The organism is Kitasatospora sp. NPDC048286 (assembly GCF_043201735.1).
Lineage (GTDB): Bacteria > Actinomycetota > Actinomycetes > Streptomycetales > Streptomycetaceae > Kitasatospora.
Map to the genome: position 1 here is coordinate 104,833 of NZ_JBICZE010000009.1, position 18,230 is coordinate 123,062.

At 75.2% G+C, this 18,230-nt stretch carries 15 protein-coding genes; 12 read left to right on the plus strand and 3 right to left on the minus strand.

Going from position 1 to position 18,230, the window contains the following annotated elements:
• Positions 1-30: 30 nt before the first annotated feature.
• Positions 31-795 (plus strand): ABC transporter permease, encoded by a 765-nt coding sequence (locus ACGF13_RS22570; RefSeq protein ID WP_392877809.1) that lies wholly within the window; start codon positions 31-33, stop codon positions 793-795.
• 121 nt (positions 796-916) lie between these two features.
• Here ACGF13_RS22570 and ACGF13_RS22575 read toward each other — a convergent pair whose 3' ends face one another.
• Both ACGF13_RS22575 and ACGF13_RS22580 read right to left on the minus strand, forming a co-directional pair.
• On the minus strand, positions 917-1,996 hold the full coding sequence (locus tag ACGF13_RS22575; protein ID WP_392877811.1) for an alpha/beta hydrolase: 1,080 nt from the start codon (positions 1,994-1,996) through the stop codon (positions 917-919).
• Positions 1,903-2,679, minus strand: a complete 777-nt coding sequence (locus ACGF13_RS22580) for a class I SAM-dependent methyltransferase (RefSeq protein WP_392877812.1) — start codon at positions 2,677-2,679, stop codon at positions 1,903-1,905. The genes ACGF13_RS22575 and ACGF13_RS22580 overlap by 94 nt, the downstream gene beginning before the upstream one ends.
• A 269-nt stretch (positions 2,680-2,948) precedes the next feature.
• Between ACGF13_RS22580 and ACGF13_RS22585 the strand changes: the two genes are divergently transcribed.
• From ACGF13_RS22585 to ACGF13_RS22630, 10 genes are all read left to right on the plus strand, one after another.
• Entirely contained in the window at positions 2,949-4,370 is a 1,422-nt protein-coding gene (locus ACGF13_RS22585) for a class I adenylate-forming enzyme family protein (RefSeq protein ID WP_392877814.1), read from the plus strand.
• Positions 4,371-4,462: 92 nt separating this feature from the next.
• Positions 4,463-4,756, plus strand: a complete 294-nt coding sequence (locus tag ACGF13_RS22590) for a phosphopantetheine-binding protein (protein ID WP_392877816.1) — start codon at positions 4,463-4,465, stop codon at positions 4,754-4,756.
• Entirely contained in the window at positions 4,753-5,019 is a 267-nt protein-coding gene (locus tag ACGF13_RS22595) for an acyl carrier protein (RefSeq protein WP_392877818.1), read from the plus strand. Before ACGF13_RS22590 ends, ACGF13_RS22595 begins: the two co-directional genes overlap by 4 nt.
• A gap of 68 nt (positions 5,020-5,087) precedes the next feature.
• Entirely contained in the window at positions 5,088-6,173 is a 1,086-nt protein-coding gene (locus ACGF13_RS22600; RefSeq protein WP_392877820.1) for a beta-ketoacyl synthase N-terminal-like domain-containing protein, read from the plus strand.
• Positions 6,174-6,183: 10 nt separating this feature from the next.
• The gene (locus ACGF13_RS22605; RefSeq protein WP_392877822.1) at positions 6,184-6,756 is read left to right on the plus strand and encodes a beta-ketoacyl synthase N-terminal-like domain-containing protein; all 573 of its coding nucleotides are present in this window, start codon (positions 6,184-6,186) and stop codon (positions 6,754-6,756) included.
• Between the two features lie 267 nt (positions 6,757-7,023).
• Positions 7,024-8,709 carry a class I adenylate-forming enzyme family protein gene (locus ACGF13_RS22610; RefSeq protein ID WP_392877824.1) on the plus strand — a complete coding sequence of 562 codons (1,686 nt, stop codon included), beginning with the start codon at positions 7,024-7,026 and terminating at the stop codon, positions 8,707-8,709.
• Complete coding sequence (locus ACGF13_RS22615; protein ID WP_392877826.1) at positions 8,706-9,968, plus strand: beta-ketoacyl-[acyl-carrier-protein] synthase family protein; 1,263 nt, start codon at positions 8,706-8,708, stop codon at positions 9,966-9,968. Before ACGF13_RS22610 ends, ACGF13_RS22615 begins: the two co-directional genes overlap by 4 nt.
• Before the next feature lie 187 nt (positions 9,969-10,155).
• Positions 10,156-12,126 (plus strand): 4-hydroxyphenylpyruvate dioxygenase, encoded by a 1,971-nt coding sequence (gene hppD / locus ACGF13_RS22620; protein ID WP_392877828.1) that lies wholly within the window; start codon positions 10,156-10,158, stop codon positions 12,124-12,126.
• A gap of 116 nt (positions 12,127-12,242) precedes the next feature.
• Positions 12,243-13,241: a thiamine pyrophosphate-dependent dehydrogenase E1 component subunit alpha gene (locus ACGF13_RS22625; RefSeq protein ID WP_392878199.1), complete on the plus strand. Its 999-nt coding sequence runs from the start codon at positions 12,243-12,245 to the stop codon at positions 13,239-13,241.
• Entirely contained in the window at positions 13,238-14,206 is a 969-nt protein-coding gene (locus ACGF13_RS22630) for an alpha-ketoacid dehydrogenase subunit beta (protein ID WP_392877829.1), read from the plus strand. Before ACGF13_RS22625 ends, ACGF13_RS22630 begins: the two co-directional genes overlap by 4 nt.
• A gap of 19 nt (positions 14,207-14,225) precedes the next feature.
• On the opposite strand, the gene ACGF13_RS22635 is transcribed toward ACGF13_RS22630, so the two are convergent.
• Positions 14,226-15,575 (minus strand): acyltransferase, encoded by a 1,350-nt coding sequence (locus ACGF13_RS22635; protein ID WP_392877831.1) that lies wholly within the window; start codon positions 15,573-15,575, stop codon positions 14,226-14,228.
• A 203-nt stretch (positions 15,576-15,778) separates the two neighbouring features.
• Between ACGF13_RS22635 and ACGF13_RS22640 the strand changes: the two genes are divergently transcribed.
• Positions 15,779-18,190, plus strand: coding sequence for an FHA domain-containing protein (locus tag ACGF13_RS22640; RefSeq protein ID WP_392877833.1), 2,412 nt, complete (start codon positions 15,779-15,781; stop codon positions 18,188-18,190).
• Positions 18,191-18,230 lie beyond the last annotated feature (40 nt).

Genomic DNA, 18,230 nt, shown 5'->3' on the forward strand with positions numbered 1-18,230 from the left:
CCCGACCCCGCACAACCCCCTGGGGAGACCGTGAAGCTCGCCCGCGACACCTGGCTGGTCTTCCAGCGCCAGCTGCTGCTCATGATCCGCACCCCGGTCTGGATCGCCGTCGGCATCATCCAGCCCGTGTTCTACCTCCTGTTGTTCGCCCCGCTGCTGAAGAAGGTGCTCGCCCCGCAGGGCGCGAACAGCTACGCCGACGCCTACCAGGTGTACGTGCCGGGCCTGTTGGCGGTGCTGTGCATCTTCGGCGGGCTGTTCACCGGCTTCAGCCTGCTCGGCGAGCTCAAGGCCGGCATCATCGAGCGCTCCCGGGTGACCCCGGTGAGCCGCCTCGCGCTGCTGCTCGGGCGGGCGATGCGGGAGATGGTGGCGCTGCTGGTGCAGGCCGTCCTGATCACCCTGATCGCGCTGCCGTTCGGGCTGCGGGTGAGCCCGCTGAACCTGCTGCTCGCCTACCTGCTGCTGGGCCTGCTGGCGCTGATGACCTCGGCGATCTCCTTCGGCATCGCGCTGATGGTGCCGACCGACGCGGCGATGTCGCCGGTGGTCAACACCATCGCGCAGCCGATCGCGCTGCTGTCGGGGGTGCTGCTGCCGCTCACCCTGGCGCCGCAGTGGCTGCAGCAGGCGGCCAGGTGGAACCCCTTCTACTGGGCCGTGGAGGGCATGCGCGCACTGTTCTCCGGCCACGCCGGGGACAGCGTGGTGTGGCAGGGGCTGCTGGTGGTCGTGCTGATGACCGTCCTGGCGGTGTACTGGTCGGCCCGGCTGTTCTCCACCCGGGTGCGCTGACGGACCGCCGAGGGGCCCGGCTCGCGACGAGCCGGGCCCCTCGGCGGCGTTCCGCGCCTTCAGAACACGGCGTCCGGCAGCGGATCGGCCGGTGAGGCGTGCAGGTCGTCCGGGGCGGGCTTCACCACAGCGCCGCCCGGAGCCGGTCGGCCGCGAAGTCCTGGGCCTCGGCGGCGGCGTCCAGGGTGCCGGTCATGGCGAAGAAGCCGTGCGGCATGCCCCGGTAGCGGCGCAGTTCCACCGGGACCCCGGCGGCGCGCAGCGCCTCGGCGTACTGCTCGCCCTCGTCCCTCAGCGGGTCGTACTCGGCGGTCAGGACGGTCGCGGGCGGCAGGCCGGCCAGGGTGGCGGCGCGCAGCGGGGAGGCGTACGGGCTGGCGCCCTCGCCCTCGTCGGCCAGGTAGTGGCCCCAGTACCAGGCCACCGAACGGCGGTTGAACAGCGCCGGGTCGTCGTTCTCGCGCAGCGACGGGGTGTCGGCGCCGTGGTCGGTGTTGGGGTAGACCAGCAGCTGGTGGCGCAGGGCGGGGCCGCCGTCGGCGCGCAGCAGGAGGGTGAGCGCGGCGGTGAGGTTGCCGCCGGCGCTGTCGCCGCCGACCGCGAGCCGGCCCGGGTCGATGCCGAACTCCGCGGCGCGTTCGACGAGTTGCAGCAGTGCGGCGCGGCAGTCGTGCAGCGCCGCGGGGAACGGGTGCTCCGGGGCGAGCCGGTAGCCGACGGAGGCGGTGACGCAGCCGGCGGCATTGGTGAGCCGACGACAGATCGCGTCGCTGGTGTCGGGCGAGCCGAGCGTCCAGCCGCCGCCGAACAGGTAGAGCAGGGCGGGCAGTCGGCGGCCGGGCGGCTCGGGGCGGTAGAGCCGTAGCGCGAGTTCTCCGCCGGGGCCGGGGATGCGGTGCTCCTCGACGGCGGCGACCGGCTCGGGCGCGCCGGCCGCCGCGCGGATGTCCGCAAGGTCGGCGGCCCGGGCCTCGGCGAGGGTCAGGGTGTAGAGCGGTGGGGCACCGCTGCTCGCGCGCCGGGCGCGCAGCGCCTCGGCCTGGGGGTGCAGGGGCATGGGCGGGTCCGTTCGGTGCGCAGGGCTCGGCGGCGGATCAGGCGACGGGCTCAGCGGTCCGCCTCGACGTAGACGGTCTCGTCGGTGCGGAAGGCCGTGTCGAGGTCGGCGACGTCCGGACGGGTGCCCTGCCGGTAGGCGCACGGGCGGATCCGGTCGGGGTCGAAGCCGGCCTGGGTGAGGACGTGCCGCAGTTCGTCCACATCGTAGATCCACTGGTGTCCGAAGTGGCGGAAGATCTGGTTGACCAGGAAGGCGGGGCGCGCGGGCATCGGCGGGCCGAAGCCGAGGGTGGTCAGCCGGCGCCGGTGCCTGGCGAGGAAACCGTCGCCGGTGGCGTAGCCGACCAGGTAGCGGGCGAGGTCGGGGGTGGTCAGACGCAGGACGCCGCCGGGCCGCAGCACCCGGCGGGCCTCGCGCAGCCAGCCGACGGCGACGGGCATGGTGACGTGCTCGATCAGGTGCTCGGCGTACACCCAGTCGACGCTGGCGTCGGCGAGGGGCAGTGGTTCGGCGATGTCGAGCTGGGTGAACCAGCGGTCTCCGTCGACCCGGTAGAGGGTGCCGGGTTCGGTGGCGGTGCCGGGGCTGCGCAGGGTGGCGAGGTCGGTGCCGAGGCCCTCCGGGTGGGCGGTCCTGAAGGCGGCGAACTCGATTCCGGTGATGCCGAGTTCGCGGAGTTCCGCGCGGGTGTGCGGCAGGGCGCCCGGGCGCGCTTCGAGCGTGTCGCAGGTGGCGACCTGCGCGCTGAAGGCGTCCAGGCGCGGTGCCAGCCCGTCCGGGTCGTCCCAGTCCCAGCCCGGGAATCCTCGGTTCTGCTCGGTCATCTGTCGGACCTCCTGGTGGGAGAACGCGGTGCGGGTGCGGCGCGGTTCAACGGCCGCGCGGGGGCCGGAGGGCCGGGCGCCGACCGGCAGGGCACGGGCACGGCGTGTGGCGTCCGGACATCTCCCGGCTGGGCAGCGTAGGAGCAACAACCGCATTGGTATAGACCTTGATTTGACCAAACGTCTGTGCCAAGGTCTGGCCACGGAATCGGCCGTTCGGGCTTGTCAGCGACGGTCATGTCAAATCCCCTCACTCGTGTGGAGCCGCGTTGACCGGCTTTTCCCCCTCCGTACCTCCGGCTGCCCTCCTGCCGCACTCCGACGCCCCGGACTCCTGGGTCGACCGGCTGCTGCTGGCCGGCCCCGGCGGTGAGGAGTGCCTGCACCTCGGCGCACCGCTCGACCGGGACGCCCTGCGCGCCCTGGTCGAGGAGCAGTGCGACCGGCTGACGGCCGCCGGGCTAGGCCCCGGCGGGACGGCGGCACTGCGGCTGCCGCCCTCGGTGGCGTTCGTCGCGGTGCTGCTGGCATGCTGGCGCCTCGGCGCCCAAGTCGCCCTGCTCGACCACCGGTTGACCGACCACGAGGTCGACGCGGCGGTGGCGCGGCTGGCCCCGCAGGTGCTGGTAGGCTCCGCCCATCGGTCCGCGGCGGCCCTGCGCGGCTTCTCCGAAGTCGATCCGGTGGCCGTCCCGTTGGCGGACGGACGCCCGGCCCACACCGGACACGCACTGATCCAGCTCAGCTCCGGATCCACCGGTCCGGCCAAGGTCATCGCCCGCACCGCGGCCGACCTGCTGCGCGAACTCGACTGCTACCGCAGGCTCGTGGAGTTTCCCGGCGAGGGCGAGCGGGTCGTCCTGCTCTCCTCGGTGGTGCACGTGCTCGGTCTGGTCGGCGGGCTGCTCAACAGCCTGCACGCCCGGATCGCGCTCACCGTGCCGGAGCGGATGACGGCGGCGGGCATCCTCGCCGAGGTCGCCGCGAGCGACCGGCCGACCACCGTGATCGGGGTGCCCTTCCACGCCGAACTGCTGGCGGGGGCGGTCGCTCCCCCGCCGCTGCCCCGGCTGCGGCGGATGGTCGTGGCGGGCGAACTCGTCCGCCCGGGACTGCCCGCGCTGTTCACCGAGCGCTACGGCGTCCCGCTCGGCACCATGTACGGCATGACCGAGACCGGGGTGATCGCCACCGACCTCTCCGGTACGCTCCACCCCGCCAAACAGCCCGTGCACGGCATGGAACTCCGCCTGGTGAAAGGCGAGTTGCAGATCGGCGCGGCCTCCTCCCCGTACCCCGGGCCGGACGATCCGACCCGTTGGTCGGACGGCTGGCTGCACACCCGGGACGCGGCCGGGCTGGAGGCCGACGGCCTGGTCACCGTCCTGGGCCGACTGGACTCCCAGGTCTCGATCGGCGGCCTGAAGGTCGACCTCACCGAGGTCGAGCAGACGCTCACCGCGCTGCCGGAGGTCCGCGAGGCCGTGGTGGTCTTCGACGGCGGCGCGATCGAGGCCTACCTGGCCACCGAGTCCGAGGCCGACCTCGCCTCCGTCCAGGACGGGCTGGCCCGCCGCCTGGCCGCCTACAAGCGGCCGCGTCGGCTCGCCCGACTGGACCGGCTTCCCCGGACCGCCACCGGAAAGCTGCTGCGCGACCCGGCCGCCCTGCGCGCGACCGCCGCCGGCTGACCGCGGCCACCACGGCCACCACGGCACGGACTCACCCCGGTCCGCCCGCACCACCACCCCGACACGCACCACCCGACAAGGAGCCCACCACCATGCAGGACCGCATCCGCGCCTTCGTCCTGGCGGCACTCGCCGAGATGCAGTACGACGTCTCCGAGGTCACCGGGGACACCGACCTCGGCCCGGCCGGGCTGGACCTCGAGTCGCTCGCGCTGGCCGACCTCTCGGTGCAGGTCGAGGACGAGTTCGGGATCAAGTTCGACCTCGACGAGATGGAGACCACCGCGCTGATGACACTGGACGAGTTCACCGCCGACGTCGCCCGCCGGATCGACGCCCTCGCCGCCACCTCCGCCGCCTCCGTCACCTCCGGCAGCGCCGCGTGACCGGCTCCCCGCTCCCCGACGCCCTGCCGGACCGGGCCGAGGTCCTGGCCATGCTGGCGGCGTTCGGGCAGCGCGCCGTCGACACCGTGCCCGAGGAACTCGGCTCGCTCGAACTCACCTGGCTCGTCGCCGAGTTCGAGCAACGCTACGAGCTCCTTCTGGACCTGGACGACGAGCGCTTCGGCGCGGTGCGCACCGTCGACGACGCCACCGAGCTGCTGCGCGAGGCCGTCCTCGCCGACCGTGTGGGCGCACGGCCGTGATCCCCGCCGGCACGGGCACAGGCCCACCGGGCCGGGCGGCCGGGCACCCGGTACTCACCGGCGTCGGGGTGCTCAGCGCCGCCGGGCGCGGGCTCGCCGCGCTGACCGAGGCCGCCACCCACGGCAAGGCCCTGTTCGGCCCCGTCACCCGCTTCGACGTGAGCGCCCGCCGCACCACCCGGGCCGCGCTGTTCCCCGACACCGTGCCACCGGCCGGCACCTTCCCGCTGGCCAGGGCCGTGCTCGACGCGATCGACCAGGCCTGCCGGCAGGCCGGACTGACCGCCGCCGAGGGCGCCGGGCTGCCCGTGCTGCTCGCCCTGCACAGTGACGAGCGCACCCGCGCGACCGCCGACGCGGTGGCCGCCGGGGTCCGTTCCGGCTGGGGCGCGCCGGGTGTCACCCGGGTGTACAACGGCGCCTGCGTGGCCGCCTCGACCGCCGTCGCCGACGCGGGCGCCCTGGTGGCCGCCGGACGGCACGAGCGGGTCCTGGTCGCGGCCGGGCACCTGGTCGAACCGGGCGTCTTCGCGGTCTTCGACGCCGGACGGGCACTGGCCCGGGACGGCGAGGTGCGCCCGTTCAGCGCCGGCCGCACCGGCACCCTGCTCGCCGACGCGGCCGCCGCCGTCCTGGTCGAGGCCGCCCCGGCCGCCGAACGGCGCGGTGCGCCCGCGCTCGCCCGGCTGGCCGGCTGGGGCCGGTCCGGGGACGCCCACCACGTCTGCCGCCCGGAGCCGGAGGGCGGCGGGCCGGCCAGGGCGATCGAGGCCGCGCTCGCCCGCGCCGGCGTCGACCCGGCCGAGGTCGGCTACGTCAACGCCAACGGCACCGGCTCCACCCTCGCCGACCGGGCCGAGGCCAACGCCCTGCGGCGGGTGTTCGGCCCGCACACCGACCGGCTGCCGGTCAGCTCCGGCAAGTCCGTGCACGGGCACGCCCTGGAGGCCTCCGCCCTGCTCGAACTCGCCGTCACCATAGGCGCGTTGGGAAGCGGACTGCTCCCGGTCAACGCCGGCTGGCTCGGCCCGGACCCGGACCTCGCGCTGCACCTCGTCCTGGACGGCCCGCACGCCGCCCGCCCGTCGTACGCCCTCAGCCTCAACTCCGCCTTCGGCGGCGCCAACACCGCGCTGCTGCTGTCCCCGGGATGACAGCCCTGCCATGACCACCCCTGCCGCCCACACCCACGGACTGCGGATCCTCGCCGAGGCCCGCCGCCCCGCGCCCGGCCGTGACGGCCCCCCGCCACCGCTGCCCGGCTTCGCGGCCTCCCGCTTCAACCCGCTCGTCGCCGACACCGCCGAGCACTGCCTGCGCGCCCACCACGGCGAGCCGCCCGCCCCCGGGCGGACCGCCCTGCTGCTCGCCAGCGCGAGCGGCGACCTCGACACCGCGCGGGCCATCGAGCGCAGCGCCGAGGCCGGACAGCGGACCGGCCCACTGCTGTTCTTCCAGTCCAACCCCAACGCCGTCCTCGGGCACATCGCCGCACGCTGGGGCCTGACCGGCCCCGTCGTGGCGATCTGCCCGGCCGAGGCCGAACCGGGCCGCGTACCGGCCGAGGCGTTCGAACTCGCCGCGCTGCTGCTCGCGGACGGCGACGCCGACCTCGTCCTGGCCGTGGCCGTCGAGCGGACACCCGACGGGGACCGGGCCGCAGCCGCCCTGCTCGCCGGTCCGGCCACGGAGCCCGCACGGACCGAACCCGCCGGCCACGGAACCCGCTCGGACTGAACCCGCCGGCCACCACCGGCCGTAGGAACCATCGAGGCCCGGCGCCTGACGCAGCCGCACCCGGCACACCAGCGCCCCTCCCGGGCATCGCCTCGCTCCCGACACCCGTCGCCCATCGCCCGTCACCCGACACCCGTCGCCCGAGCGGCCGACCGCGCCTCCCGCGGGTGCGGCCGACCGACCCCGCCGCCGCGCCCGCGCGGCCCGCCCCGCCACCCGACCAGCCGCCCGGGCCGTCCACCGGCCCCGAGGGAGGGATCCACCCCCGTGACCATCCGCAGCCTCCGCACCCAGCTCGCGGACGACCCCGACGTGGGCGCCGGCAACGTCCTGACCGCCCGGATCGCCCTCGGGCTCGACCTGGACGTGCCGCTGCTCAGCTTCGACACCCCGGTGGACGACCACCCCGCCTGGCAGCCGTTCACCCCGCGCGAGCTGGACCGCGCCGTCCGGGCCCGCGCCGCCGCCCTGCACCGCCTGGGCATCACCCGCCGCGACCCGGTCGTGGTGTACGCGAGCGACGCCGCCGACCACGTGCTCTGCTTCCTCGCCCTGGCCCGGCTCGGCGCCATCCCCGCGCTGCTCAACCCCAACCTGGACGGTGAGCGCGCCGCCCGCTACATCGCCCGCCTCGGCGCGGCCGGCGTCCTCGCCGACGCCGCCCACCTGGCCGCACTGGCCGGCCACGAGCCCGGCGCACCGCTGCTGCCGGAGATCGCCGCCCTCGGCTCCGGCGACCCGGACACCGCCCCCGAGCCGTACCGGCACTGGTCCGGCGACCCGGTGGCGATCACCCACTCCTCCGGCACCACCGGCATGCCCAAGGCCGTCGTCCACTCCCACGCGAGCCTGTACGCGGCGATCCGCCACCGGCTGCGGCTGCCCCGCCCGCAGGGCCAGGACCGGATGCTCAGCGCGCTGCCCGCCCCGCACGCGGCCACCCTGATCGCGCTCAACCTCGCGCTCAGCTCGCACACCGAACTCGCCCTGCTCTCCCGGCAGTCCGGCGGCGGCGTGCTGGCGGCCGTCGAGCGGTGGCGGCCCACCGGGGTGGTCGGCTTCGCGGCCACCTGGGCCGACCTCGCCCGGCACGACCTCGCCGCCCGCGACCTGACCTCCGTCGCGCTCTGGTGGAACACCGGCGACTGCGCCCACGAGGTGCACATCCGCCGTCTGATCGCCACCGGCAGCCGGGAGACCGTCACCCGGGCCGGCCGCACCCGGCTCCCCGGCTCGCAGTTCGTGGACGGCCTCGGCTCCACCGAGATGGGCCACTCGCACTTCTTCATCACCCACGGCCCCGGCACCGAGCGCTACGGCCGCTGCGTGGGCCGGCCGCACGCCTTCGTCGACTGCGAGGTGGTCGGCCCGGACGGCGAGCCGCTCGGCCCCGGCGAGGTCGGCGAACTCGCCACCGCCTCACCCACCTTGGCGCTCGGCTACTGGAACGACTCGGCCACCACCTTCCGCACCCGGCTGCGCGGCCGCTTCCTCACCGGGGACCTGATGTACCGGGACGAGGAGGGCTACTACTACCACGTGGACCGGGCCGTCGACTCGGTCGAACTCGACGGCGGCAAGCGGCTGTTCACCGCGATGTCGGAGGAGCGGGTGCTGGCCGCCTGCCCGGACGTGCTGGACTGCACGGTGGTCGCCGTACGGGACGGCGAGCGCGTGGTCACCGACGTGCTGCTGCTCCTCGCCGCGAACGCCGACGAAGCCACGGACGGCGACGAGGCCCCGGACGCCGACGAAGCCGCGGACACCGACGAGGCCGCGGACCGCACCGAGGCGGCCCGCACCGAGGCGGTCCTCGCCGCGCTGGACGAGGCCGCCGCCGCGACCGTCCGCAGGGTGCTGGTCGTCTCCCCCGAGGACATCCCACTCGGCCCGACCGGCAAGGTCCGCAAGGTCCTGCTGCGGCAGCTCCACCTCGCGGCGGTGGGGGCATGAGCCGGCGCAGCGGCCACGGCGCCGTCGTCACCGGCATCGGCCTGGTCTCCCCGCTCGGCCGCGAGCCCGCCGAGGTGTTCGAGGCGCTCACCGCCGGCCGCTCCGGCCTGCGCGCCGTCCCCGAGGGCCACGCCGCGCACGGCTGGCTGCCCGCCGCCGGGATCGCCCCCGCCGTGGACGGCCGGGAGGTGCTGCCGCCCACCGAGACCCGGTGCGTGGACCGCTTCGTGCTGCTCGCCCTGGCCGCCGCCGACGACGCGCTCGCCGACGCCGGACTGGCCGTCGGCCGGGACGCCGATCCGCACCGCACCGCCGTGGTGCTGGCCACCGGCGGCGGAGGGCTGGAGACCTTCGAGCAACAGTCGCACCGCCGGCTGGAGCGCGGCCGGCCCGGCGTCAGCCCGTACCTGCTGCCCGGGATGCTCTCCAACATGGCCGCCGCCCGGATCGCCATCAAGCACGGCATCCGGGGCTACAGCTCCGCCGTGGTGACGGCCTGCGCGGCCGGCGCCCAGGCGATCGCCGAAGGACTACGGCTGATCCGGGCCGGCGACGCCGACGTGGTGGTGTGCGGCGGCACCGAGTCCTCGTTGCATCCGACCATCGCCGCCGCCTTCACCAACGCCCGTGCGCTGGCGCAGGGCTGGGACGATCCCGAGCAGGCCAGCCGTCCCTTCGACGCCCGCCGCAACGGCTTCGTGCTGGGCGAGGGCAGCGCCGTCCTGGTCCTGGAACGGGCCGAGCACGCCGAGGCCCGCGGCGCCGCCGGGTACGCGGACGTCCTCGGCTGGGGCGCCTCCACCGACGCCCACCACCCGACCATGCCCCGCCCGGACGGCGCCGGAGCCGCCGACGCGATGCGCGCCGCGCTGAGCAACGCCGGCCTGGCCCCGGGCGACATCGACTACGTGAACGCCCACGGCACCGGCACCAGGCTCGGTGACGCGGCCGAGACCGCGGCGCTGCGCGCGGTGTTCGGCGCACAGCCGCCCGCGGTCAGCTCCACCAAGGGCGCCACCGGCCACCTCCTCGGCGCCGCGGGGGCGTTGGAGGCGGCGGTGACCGCCCTGGCGGTGGCGCGGGGCACGCTTCCGCCGACGCTCAACCTGACCGACCCCGACCCGGCCTGCGACCTGGACCACGTCCGGGGCGCCGCCCGGCCCGGCCCGGTGCGCGCCGCGCTGAGCAACGCCTTCGCCTTCGGCGGCCACAACCTCAGCCTGATCCTCGGCCCGGCCTCCACCCGGGCCGCCCGCTAGCGGCCACCCACCACGCACCGCCACACATCGCCGCGCACCGCTACCCGTCGCCACACATCGCCGCGCACCGCTACCCGTCGCCGCGCACCGCCGCGCACCGCCGCGCACCGCCACCCGTCGCCGCACACCACCGTGCGGTGGCAGCGCGCCGATCCCCGATCCACCATCCCTCCGGGGGGAGATCCCGTTGTCCATCCAGACCATCACCCACGTCGAGTTCCACTGCGCGGACGCCGACAAGACCGCGGCCGGACTCAGCGCCGACCACGGCTTCACCGCCGACGCCCCGGTCACCGCACCGGACGGCGCCCGCACCGTCGCGGTGCGTCAGGGCACCATCCGACTGCACCTGACCTCCGCCGCCGACCCGGAGCACCCGGTGGCCGCGTACGTCGCCCGGCACGGGGACGGCGTCGCCGTGCTCGCGCTCGGCTGCGCCGACCCGGCGGCCGCGCTGGAACGGGCCGAACGGCACGGCGCCCGGGTGCTCGACCGGGCCGGCGCCCTGATCGAGGGCTTCGGCGACACCGCGCTGCGCCTAGTGCACCTGCCGGATGCCGAGCCCACCCCAGAACCCCGTCTCCTGGACGACCTCGACCACGTCGCGATCTGCCTGCCGGCCGGCGCCCTCGCGGACGCCGTGCGGTTCTGCGAGGCGGCACTGGGCTTCCGTACGGTCTTCGAGGAGTACATCGAGGTCGGCGAGCAGGCGATGGACTCCGCGGTGGTGCAGAGCGCCTCCGGCGCCGTCACCTTCACCCTGATCGAGCCCGACTCCACCCGGCGTCCCGGCCAGATCGACGAGTTCCTCGCCGCCCACGGCGGGGCCGGCGTCCAGCACCTGGCCTTCGGCACCCGTGACATCGCCCGCGCCGTCCGGACCGCCCGGGAGCACGGCGTGGAGTTCCTGACCACCCCGGGCGCCTACTTCGACGCCCTGGCCGAGCGCCTCGGCGGCGCGGCCGTCCCGGTGGCGACGCTGCGCGAGCTGCACGTGCTGGTCGACCAGGACCACGGCGGCCGACTGTTCCAGATCTTCGCCCGTTCGACGCACCCCCGGCGCACCTTCTTCCTCGAACTGATCGAACGGCGCGGAGCGGGTACCTTCGGCACCGCGAACATCAAGGCCCTCTACGAGGCCGTCGAACGGCACAGCCCCACCGGCGACGACCGGTCCGGCGCCGTCGACCGGCCCACGGCCACCGACCGGCCCGCCCCCGCACATCCGAAGGAGGCCCGTCCGATGACCGCACCCCGCGAGTTCCGGCTCACCGAGGCCGAACGCGCCCTGCTGCCCACCCCCGAAGAGGTGGCGCACTACCGCGAGCACGGCTGGTACCTCTCCCGCAGGCTGTTCAGCGACGAGGAACTGGACAGCCTCCAGGCCGCCACCGAGCAGTACTACGCCGGCCACCGCGACCACGAGCTGCCCGTCCGGCCGCCCCGGCTGGCCTCCTGGCGGCCCGAGGACGGGCCGGTCCAACGGCACAACGACTACGTGCACCACGAGAGCGACGCGATCGGCGCGATCCTGCGCAAGCCGCTGATCGGCGCGGTGGCCGCGCTGCTGGCCGGCACCGAGGAGATCCGGATCTTCCAGTCGACCCTCATCTACAAGCCCCCGGTGCCCGAGGAGCCCAGCAACCGGGTGCCGTGGCACTTCGACAAGCACTACTGGCAGACCTGCACCTCGGACGAGATGCTCACCGCCTTCATCCCCTTCCACGACTGCCGCGAGGAGAACGGCACCATCACCATGGTCGACGGCAGCCACCGCTGGCGGGAGCTGCCCTCCGGCGAGGACTCCACCCGGCACTTCGCCGACCGCGACGGCGCCGAGCTGGAGGAGATCCTGGCCGCCAACGCCGCCCACAACGGGCAGCGGGTGCACAAGGTCCCGATCCGGATCCCGCGCGGCCACGTGTCCTTCCACCACTGCCGCACCTACCACGGCAGCGGCCCCAACCTCGCCTCCCACCCGCGCCGGGCGATCTCGCTGCACCTCCAGGACGGCGCCAACGAGTACCGCCGGCACGACCGGCCGGACGGCGAGCCGGTGGTGTACAACCACGACGTGCTGGTTCGCCGAACGGACGACGGCCGGCCGGACTACGCCGACCCGCGGTTCTGCCCGGCCATCTGGCGGGGACGGCCGTGACCGCTCCCGCGCACCCGGCCGGGGACGGCGCGACACCGCCCGGTGTCCCCGCCGCCCGGGGCCGCCCCGCCCAGGGCCGCCCCGCCCCGCTGGACACTCCCGCCGAGCGCTACCGGATGCTGCGGCTGATCCGCGGCTTCGAGGAGCTGGCGCTCGACCTGGTGAAGTCCGGCGCGATCCCCGGCGGCATCCACCCGTACATCGGGCAGGAGGCCGTCGCGGTCGGCGTCTGCTCGGCGCTCGGCCCGGGCGACCGGCTCGCCAGCACCCACCGCGGCCACGGCCACGTGCTCGCCCGGGGCACCGCGCCGCACCGGCTGCTCGCCGAGCTCCTGGGCCGGGTCGGCGGGTCGAACGGCGGCCGGGGCGGCTCCATGCACGCCGCCGACCTCTCCCTGGGCATCCTCGGCGCCAACGGCATGGTCGGCGCCGGAGCCCCGATCGCGGTCGGCGCCGCCTGGGCCGCCGCCTCCCCCGAACGGGTGTCCGCCGAACGGGCGACGGCCGACGGCCCCGCCGCCGGACACCCGGTCCGCCGGGCCCCGGTCGCGGTGGCCTTCTTCGGCGACGGCGCGCTCAACCAGGGCGTCCTGCTGGAGTCGCTCAACCTCGCCGCGATGTGGCGCCTTCCGGTGCTGTTCGTCTGCGAGGACAACGGCTACGCCACCACCCTGCCCGCCGCCACCGCCGTCGCGGGCAGCGCCACCGGCCGGGCGGCCGCCTTCGGCATCCCCGCCGAGGAGGTGGACGGCATGGACACCGAGGCCGTCCACGCCGCCGCGCTGCGCGCCGTCCAGCGGGCCCGCGACGGCGGCGGCCCCGGTTTCCTGGCCTGCCGCACCTACCGCTACGAGGGCCACCACACCATGGAGCGCCGGATGAAGTTGCGCTACCGCTCCCCCGAGGAGGTCGGGGCCTGGCGCGAGCGCGACCCGCTCCCCCGGGCCGCCGCCCTGCTCGCCCCGGCGGCGGTCGCCGAGCTGGACCGGTCGGTGGCCGAACAGCTCTCCGCCGCCGAGGAGTTCGCGCTCGCCTCGGCGCACCCGGACCCCGCGGGGGCGCTGGACCACCTGTACGCCGACGGGCTCCGGCCCCGGGCGGGGGTGGCGCCGTGACCAGGCTCTCGTACACCAAGGCGCTCAACCGGGCGCTGGCCGACGAGCTCGCCGCCGACCCGGCGGTCTGCGTCTTCGGCGAGGACATCGGCGCCGGTCTGGCCGGGCCGACCCTCGGGCTGCTGGACCGCTTCGGCCCGGGGCGGATCGTCGACACCCCGCTGTCCGAGCAGGCCTTCACCTCGATGGCGGTCGGCGCCGCGCTGGCCGGCCGGCGCCCGGTGCTGGAGTTCCAGATCCCCTCCCTGCTGTTCCTGGTCTTCGAGCAACTCGTCAACCAGGCCCACAAGTTCTCGCTGATGACCGGCGGTCAGGCCGCCGTCCCGCTGACCTGCCTGGTACCGGGCTCCGGCTCCCGGGACGGCTGGGCCGGGCAGCACTCCGACCACCCGTACAGCCTGTTCGCGCACGCCGGGGTGAAGACCGTGGTGCCGGCCACCCCGACCGACGCCTACGGGCTGCTGCGCTCGGCGATCCGCGACCCGGACCCGGTGGTGGTGTTCGCGCCCGCCGCCGCGATGCCGGTGCGCGAGACCGTGACCTGGGACCTCGTCCCCGTCCCGCTCGGCCGGGCCCGGATCCACCGGCCGGGCACCGACGTCACCGTGGTCGCCCTCGGGCACCTGGTGCACGACGCCCTCGCGGTGGCCGAGGAGCTGGCACCGGACCTCTCGGTGGAGGTCCTCGACCCGCGCACGGTGTACCCCTTCGACTGGCCGGCCCTCGCCGAGTCGCTGGAGCGCACCGGACGGCTGGTCGTCCTGGACGACTCCAACCGCAGTTGCGGCTTCGGCGCCGAGGTGCTGGCCACCGCCGCCGAGGAGATGCGCCTGGTCGCCCCGCCCCGCCGGATCACCCGCCCGGACGGCGCCGTGCTGCCCTTCGCCCCCGCCCTCGACCGCGCCGTCCAGCCCGGCCGCGAGCAGCTGCGGCACGCACTGGACCTCGTGACGAGGCACCGCTGACCGTACGCAGGAGAGGCCCTCAGAGCACCTTGGGCAGGACGGCCGCCGACGCGGGCGGCCGGTCCTCGGCCCGCCGGAAGCGGTGCACCGCCGCCCGGCCCTCCGCCCCGCGCACCCGGGCGGCGAGCCGGGCCGGCAGCACCACGGTGGCCAGCCGGCCCTCGCCCCGGAACCCCTCGACCGTCCAACTGACCCAGGGGATCGGATAGTTGGCGGCCGGGCTGAAGAACACCGGACGCCACCCCTGGAAGCTCACCGCGTAGGCGCCGAAGCCGCTCCAGTTGGAGAAGCTGAACCGGCGCGCCCCCGGGTCGAAGCCCAGCGGCACGCAGTCGCGCAGCCGCGAGCGGCCGAGGGTGGCCAGGAACCACAGGTTGGCCCGGAGGTTGAGGTGCGCGGTCGGGAACTCCTCGACCGCCGCGCGCAGTGCGCCCGCCAGCACCGCGGGGCCCTCCTCGGGCCGGTGCGGTACGTGGATCTCGCTCAGCAGGTTGCCCACCAGCGCGGGCGACAGGCCCAGCCGGCGGCGCGCGTCGACCGGAACGGTCAGCATCCGCTCGGCGTCGTCCCCGTCCAACTCCCGCAGGGTGCTGAGGAGGTGGGCGCAGAGCACGTCCCCGGAGGAGAGCCGCCGCCCGGTCGCCGCACCGAACTCCGCGCGCATCCGGGCCACTTCGGCGTCGGTGAAGGCGATCTGGACGATCCGGTTGGCCCGCGGACCGGCCGCCACCTCGCGGGCCAGCAGCTCCGCCTCTGCCGCCGTCGGCACCCGGAATCCGGGCCGACCGCAGTCCTCGTCGGGGAGCACCTCGGCCATCAACTCGTCCTGGTCGTCCACGAGTTCGGCCTCCGGCAGCGGCTCCCCCTCGACCGCCGCGGACCAGATCCGCAGCAGCAGCATGAAGCTGTGCAGGTCGCCGATCGCATGGTGCCAGGAGCAGCCGAGCACCGTGCCGCCGTCGGCCGTACGGGTCACCCGTACGGTGAGCAGCGGGACGCCGCCCTCGCGCGCGGCGGGGGCGTCCAGCGGGGCGACCAGTTCGGAGCCGGCCGCCGTCGCCCGGCCCATCGCCTCGGCGAGCGTGCCCTCCGCGGTGTAGACCTCGAACGGCACGCCGGTGTCGCCGCAGACCGCCTCCAGGACGCCCTCGACGGTGCGCAGCCGACCGGCGAAGACCGGCACCCGCTCCAGCGCGCGGGCCAGGCCGGCGGCGAGCCGGTCGTCGTCCAGCGGCTGCTCGAAGCAGAGCACGACCGAGACGGCGAGGTCGGCGAGCATGGTGTCCATCAGCCCGCAGCGCAGCACCCGGTCGGTGGCGCGCCCGGCCCGGACGGTCCGGGATCTTCGCAACTGCGGCCAGATGCTCATGGGTTCCGTTCCGAAGCACTCGACGACGTCCGGCGACGCGCGGGGGCGGCGCGCGGGGCAGCACGCAGGCCGTCGCGGCGGCGCGCGATCCGCGGGCACGCCGAACGATAGTGCTGCGCGAAGGCAGTGGTCCAGTCCAATCCCGCACTCCGGAACGGCACTTCGACCGCCGCGGCGACAGCGGCGGCGATAGAATGCGCATCATGGGAGAGCGCCCCGGCGCGCCCACCGCGCCGCCCCTCGTGCTGGTCACCGACAGCGACTCGCAGCTGATCGACCCGGGCCGGGCCTACCACCTCGGCCGCGACCCGACCAGCGAGATCGTGCTGGACGACCCCCGGGTCTCCTGGCACCACGCGATCCTGCGCGCCGACGACGGCCACTGGCTGCTGGAGGACGTGGGCAGCACCAACGGCACCTACGACGAGGGCCGCCGCGTCCACCAGGAGAACGTCGGCCCGGGCACCCGGCTGCGCTTCGGCGATCCGGCCGACGGCCTGTCCGCGACCTTCGCCGCCCTCCCGGCCCCCACCGCGCACCGGCGGCCGTCACTGGTCGCCCCGCACGCCTCCGGCACCTTCCGCCGCCCGAGCGCCGTCCACCGGCTGCTCGGTCACAGCGTCCGGATCGGCCGCTCCGACGACAACGACCTGGTCCTGGACAACCTGGTGGTCTCCCGCCACCACGCCGAACTGCGTGCCCTGCCCGGCGGCGGGCACGAGATCGTCGACCTGGACAGCCACAACGGCACCTACCTCAACGGCCGCCCCGTCCAACGCGCCCCGGTCGGCCCGGCCGACATCGTCGGCATCGGCCACTCCGCGTTCTGCCTGGCCGACGGCCGGCTGGTCGAGTACACCGACACCGGCGAGATCTCCCTGGACGTCCGACACCTGGTGGTCCGGGTCGGCCCCGACCACCGGGTGCTGCTGGACGACGTCGGCTTCCCGCTCGCCGAGAAGGCGCTGCTCGCGGTGGCCGGTCCGAGCGGCGCGGGCAAGTCCACCCTGCTCAACGCCCTCACCGGGCTGCGCCCCGCCGACCTGGGCACGGTGCTGTACGACGGACGCGACCTCTACCGCGACTACGCCGAGCTGCGCCGCCGGATCGGCCTCGTCCCGCAGGACGACATCCTGCACACCCAGCTCACCGTCCGCCGCGCCCTGTCCTACGCCGCCGAGCTGCGCTTCCCCGGCGACACCGACCCGCAGGAGCGGGCGGCCCGGGTCCGCGAGGTGATCCACGAGCTGGGCCTGGACGACCGGGCCGACCAGGTGATCGCCAGCCTCTCCGGCGGTCAGCGCAAGCGGGTCAGCGTCGCCCTGGAACTGCTCACCAAGCCGTCCCTGCTCTTCCTCGACGAACCGACCTCCGGTCTGGACCCGGGAATGGAGCGCTCGGTGATGCGCATGCTGCGCGGGCTGGCCGACGACGGCCGGACGGTGGTCGTGGTGACGCACAGCGTGCTGAGCCTGAACGTCTGCGACCGTCTGCTGGTGCTGGCCCCGGGCGGGCGGACGGCGTACTACGGGCCGCCCGGCGAGGCGCTGGAGTTCTTCGGCTTCGACGAGTGGCCGGAGGCCTTCGAGGCCTTCGAGCACGAGGACCACGCCGCCTGGCAGCAGCGCTTCCGCGACTCCCCGCAGTACGCGCACTACATCGCGGCCGAGGCCTGGCCCGCGCCGCACCACGGTCCGGCACCGGGCGCCGGTCAAGCCCCGTACGTCGGTCAGGCACTGCACCCCGGTGCGGACCAGGGCCCGCCGGTATCCGCCACTCCCCCGATCGCCTGGGAGAAGCCGCAGGGCTGGTTCTCCCAACTCGGCACGCTGGTGCGCCGGTACACCTCGGTGCTGGCCGCCGACCGGCTCTTCCTGACCATCATGGTGGTGCTGCCCTTCGTCATCGGCCTGATGTGCCGGGCGATGGCCGGCTCCCGGCTCTCCCCCGACAACGCCGTCAACTGCCTGCTCACGCTCTGCATCGGCGGTCTGCTCACCGGCGCCGCCAACTCGGTGCGCGAACTGGTGAAGGAACGCGCGATCTACCGGCGGGAGCGGGTGGTCGGGCTGTCCAGATCGGCCTACCTGGTCTCCAAGGTGGTGGTGTTGGGCACGGTCACGGTGGCCCAGGCCGCGGTACTGACCGTGGTCGGCCTGGCCGGGGTGAACCTGTCCTTCGCGGTGCCGACCGGGGTGGTGATGCCGCAGCTGCCCGAGCTGATCATCGCGGTCGCGCTGCTCGCCTTCTCGGCGATGATGCTCGGCCTGGTGGTCTCGGCGCTGGTGGACAAGGAGGAGGCCACCATGCCGCTGCTGGTGCTCCTCTCGGTGGTGCAGATCGTCTTCAGCGGCCTGATGCTCAGGCTGCACGGGGTGCCGGGGCTGGAGCAGTTCGCCTGGCTGATCCCGTCCCGCTGGGGCATGTCGGCGATGGCACGCACCGTCGAACTGCACGGCATCTTCCCGAACGCGATCACCGCCGACCCGATGTTCCGCCACCAGCGGTCCGGCTGGGTGCTGAGCATGGTGCTGCTGCCCGCGCTCTCGCTGCTGTACGGCCTGGTGGTGCTGGTCCTGCTGCGGCGGCACGAGCCGAGCATCATGCGGCGCTGACGGCCTCGACGCCCGGGCCTGCCGGGCCCGACGGGCCCGA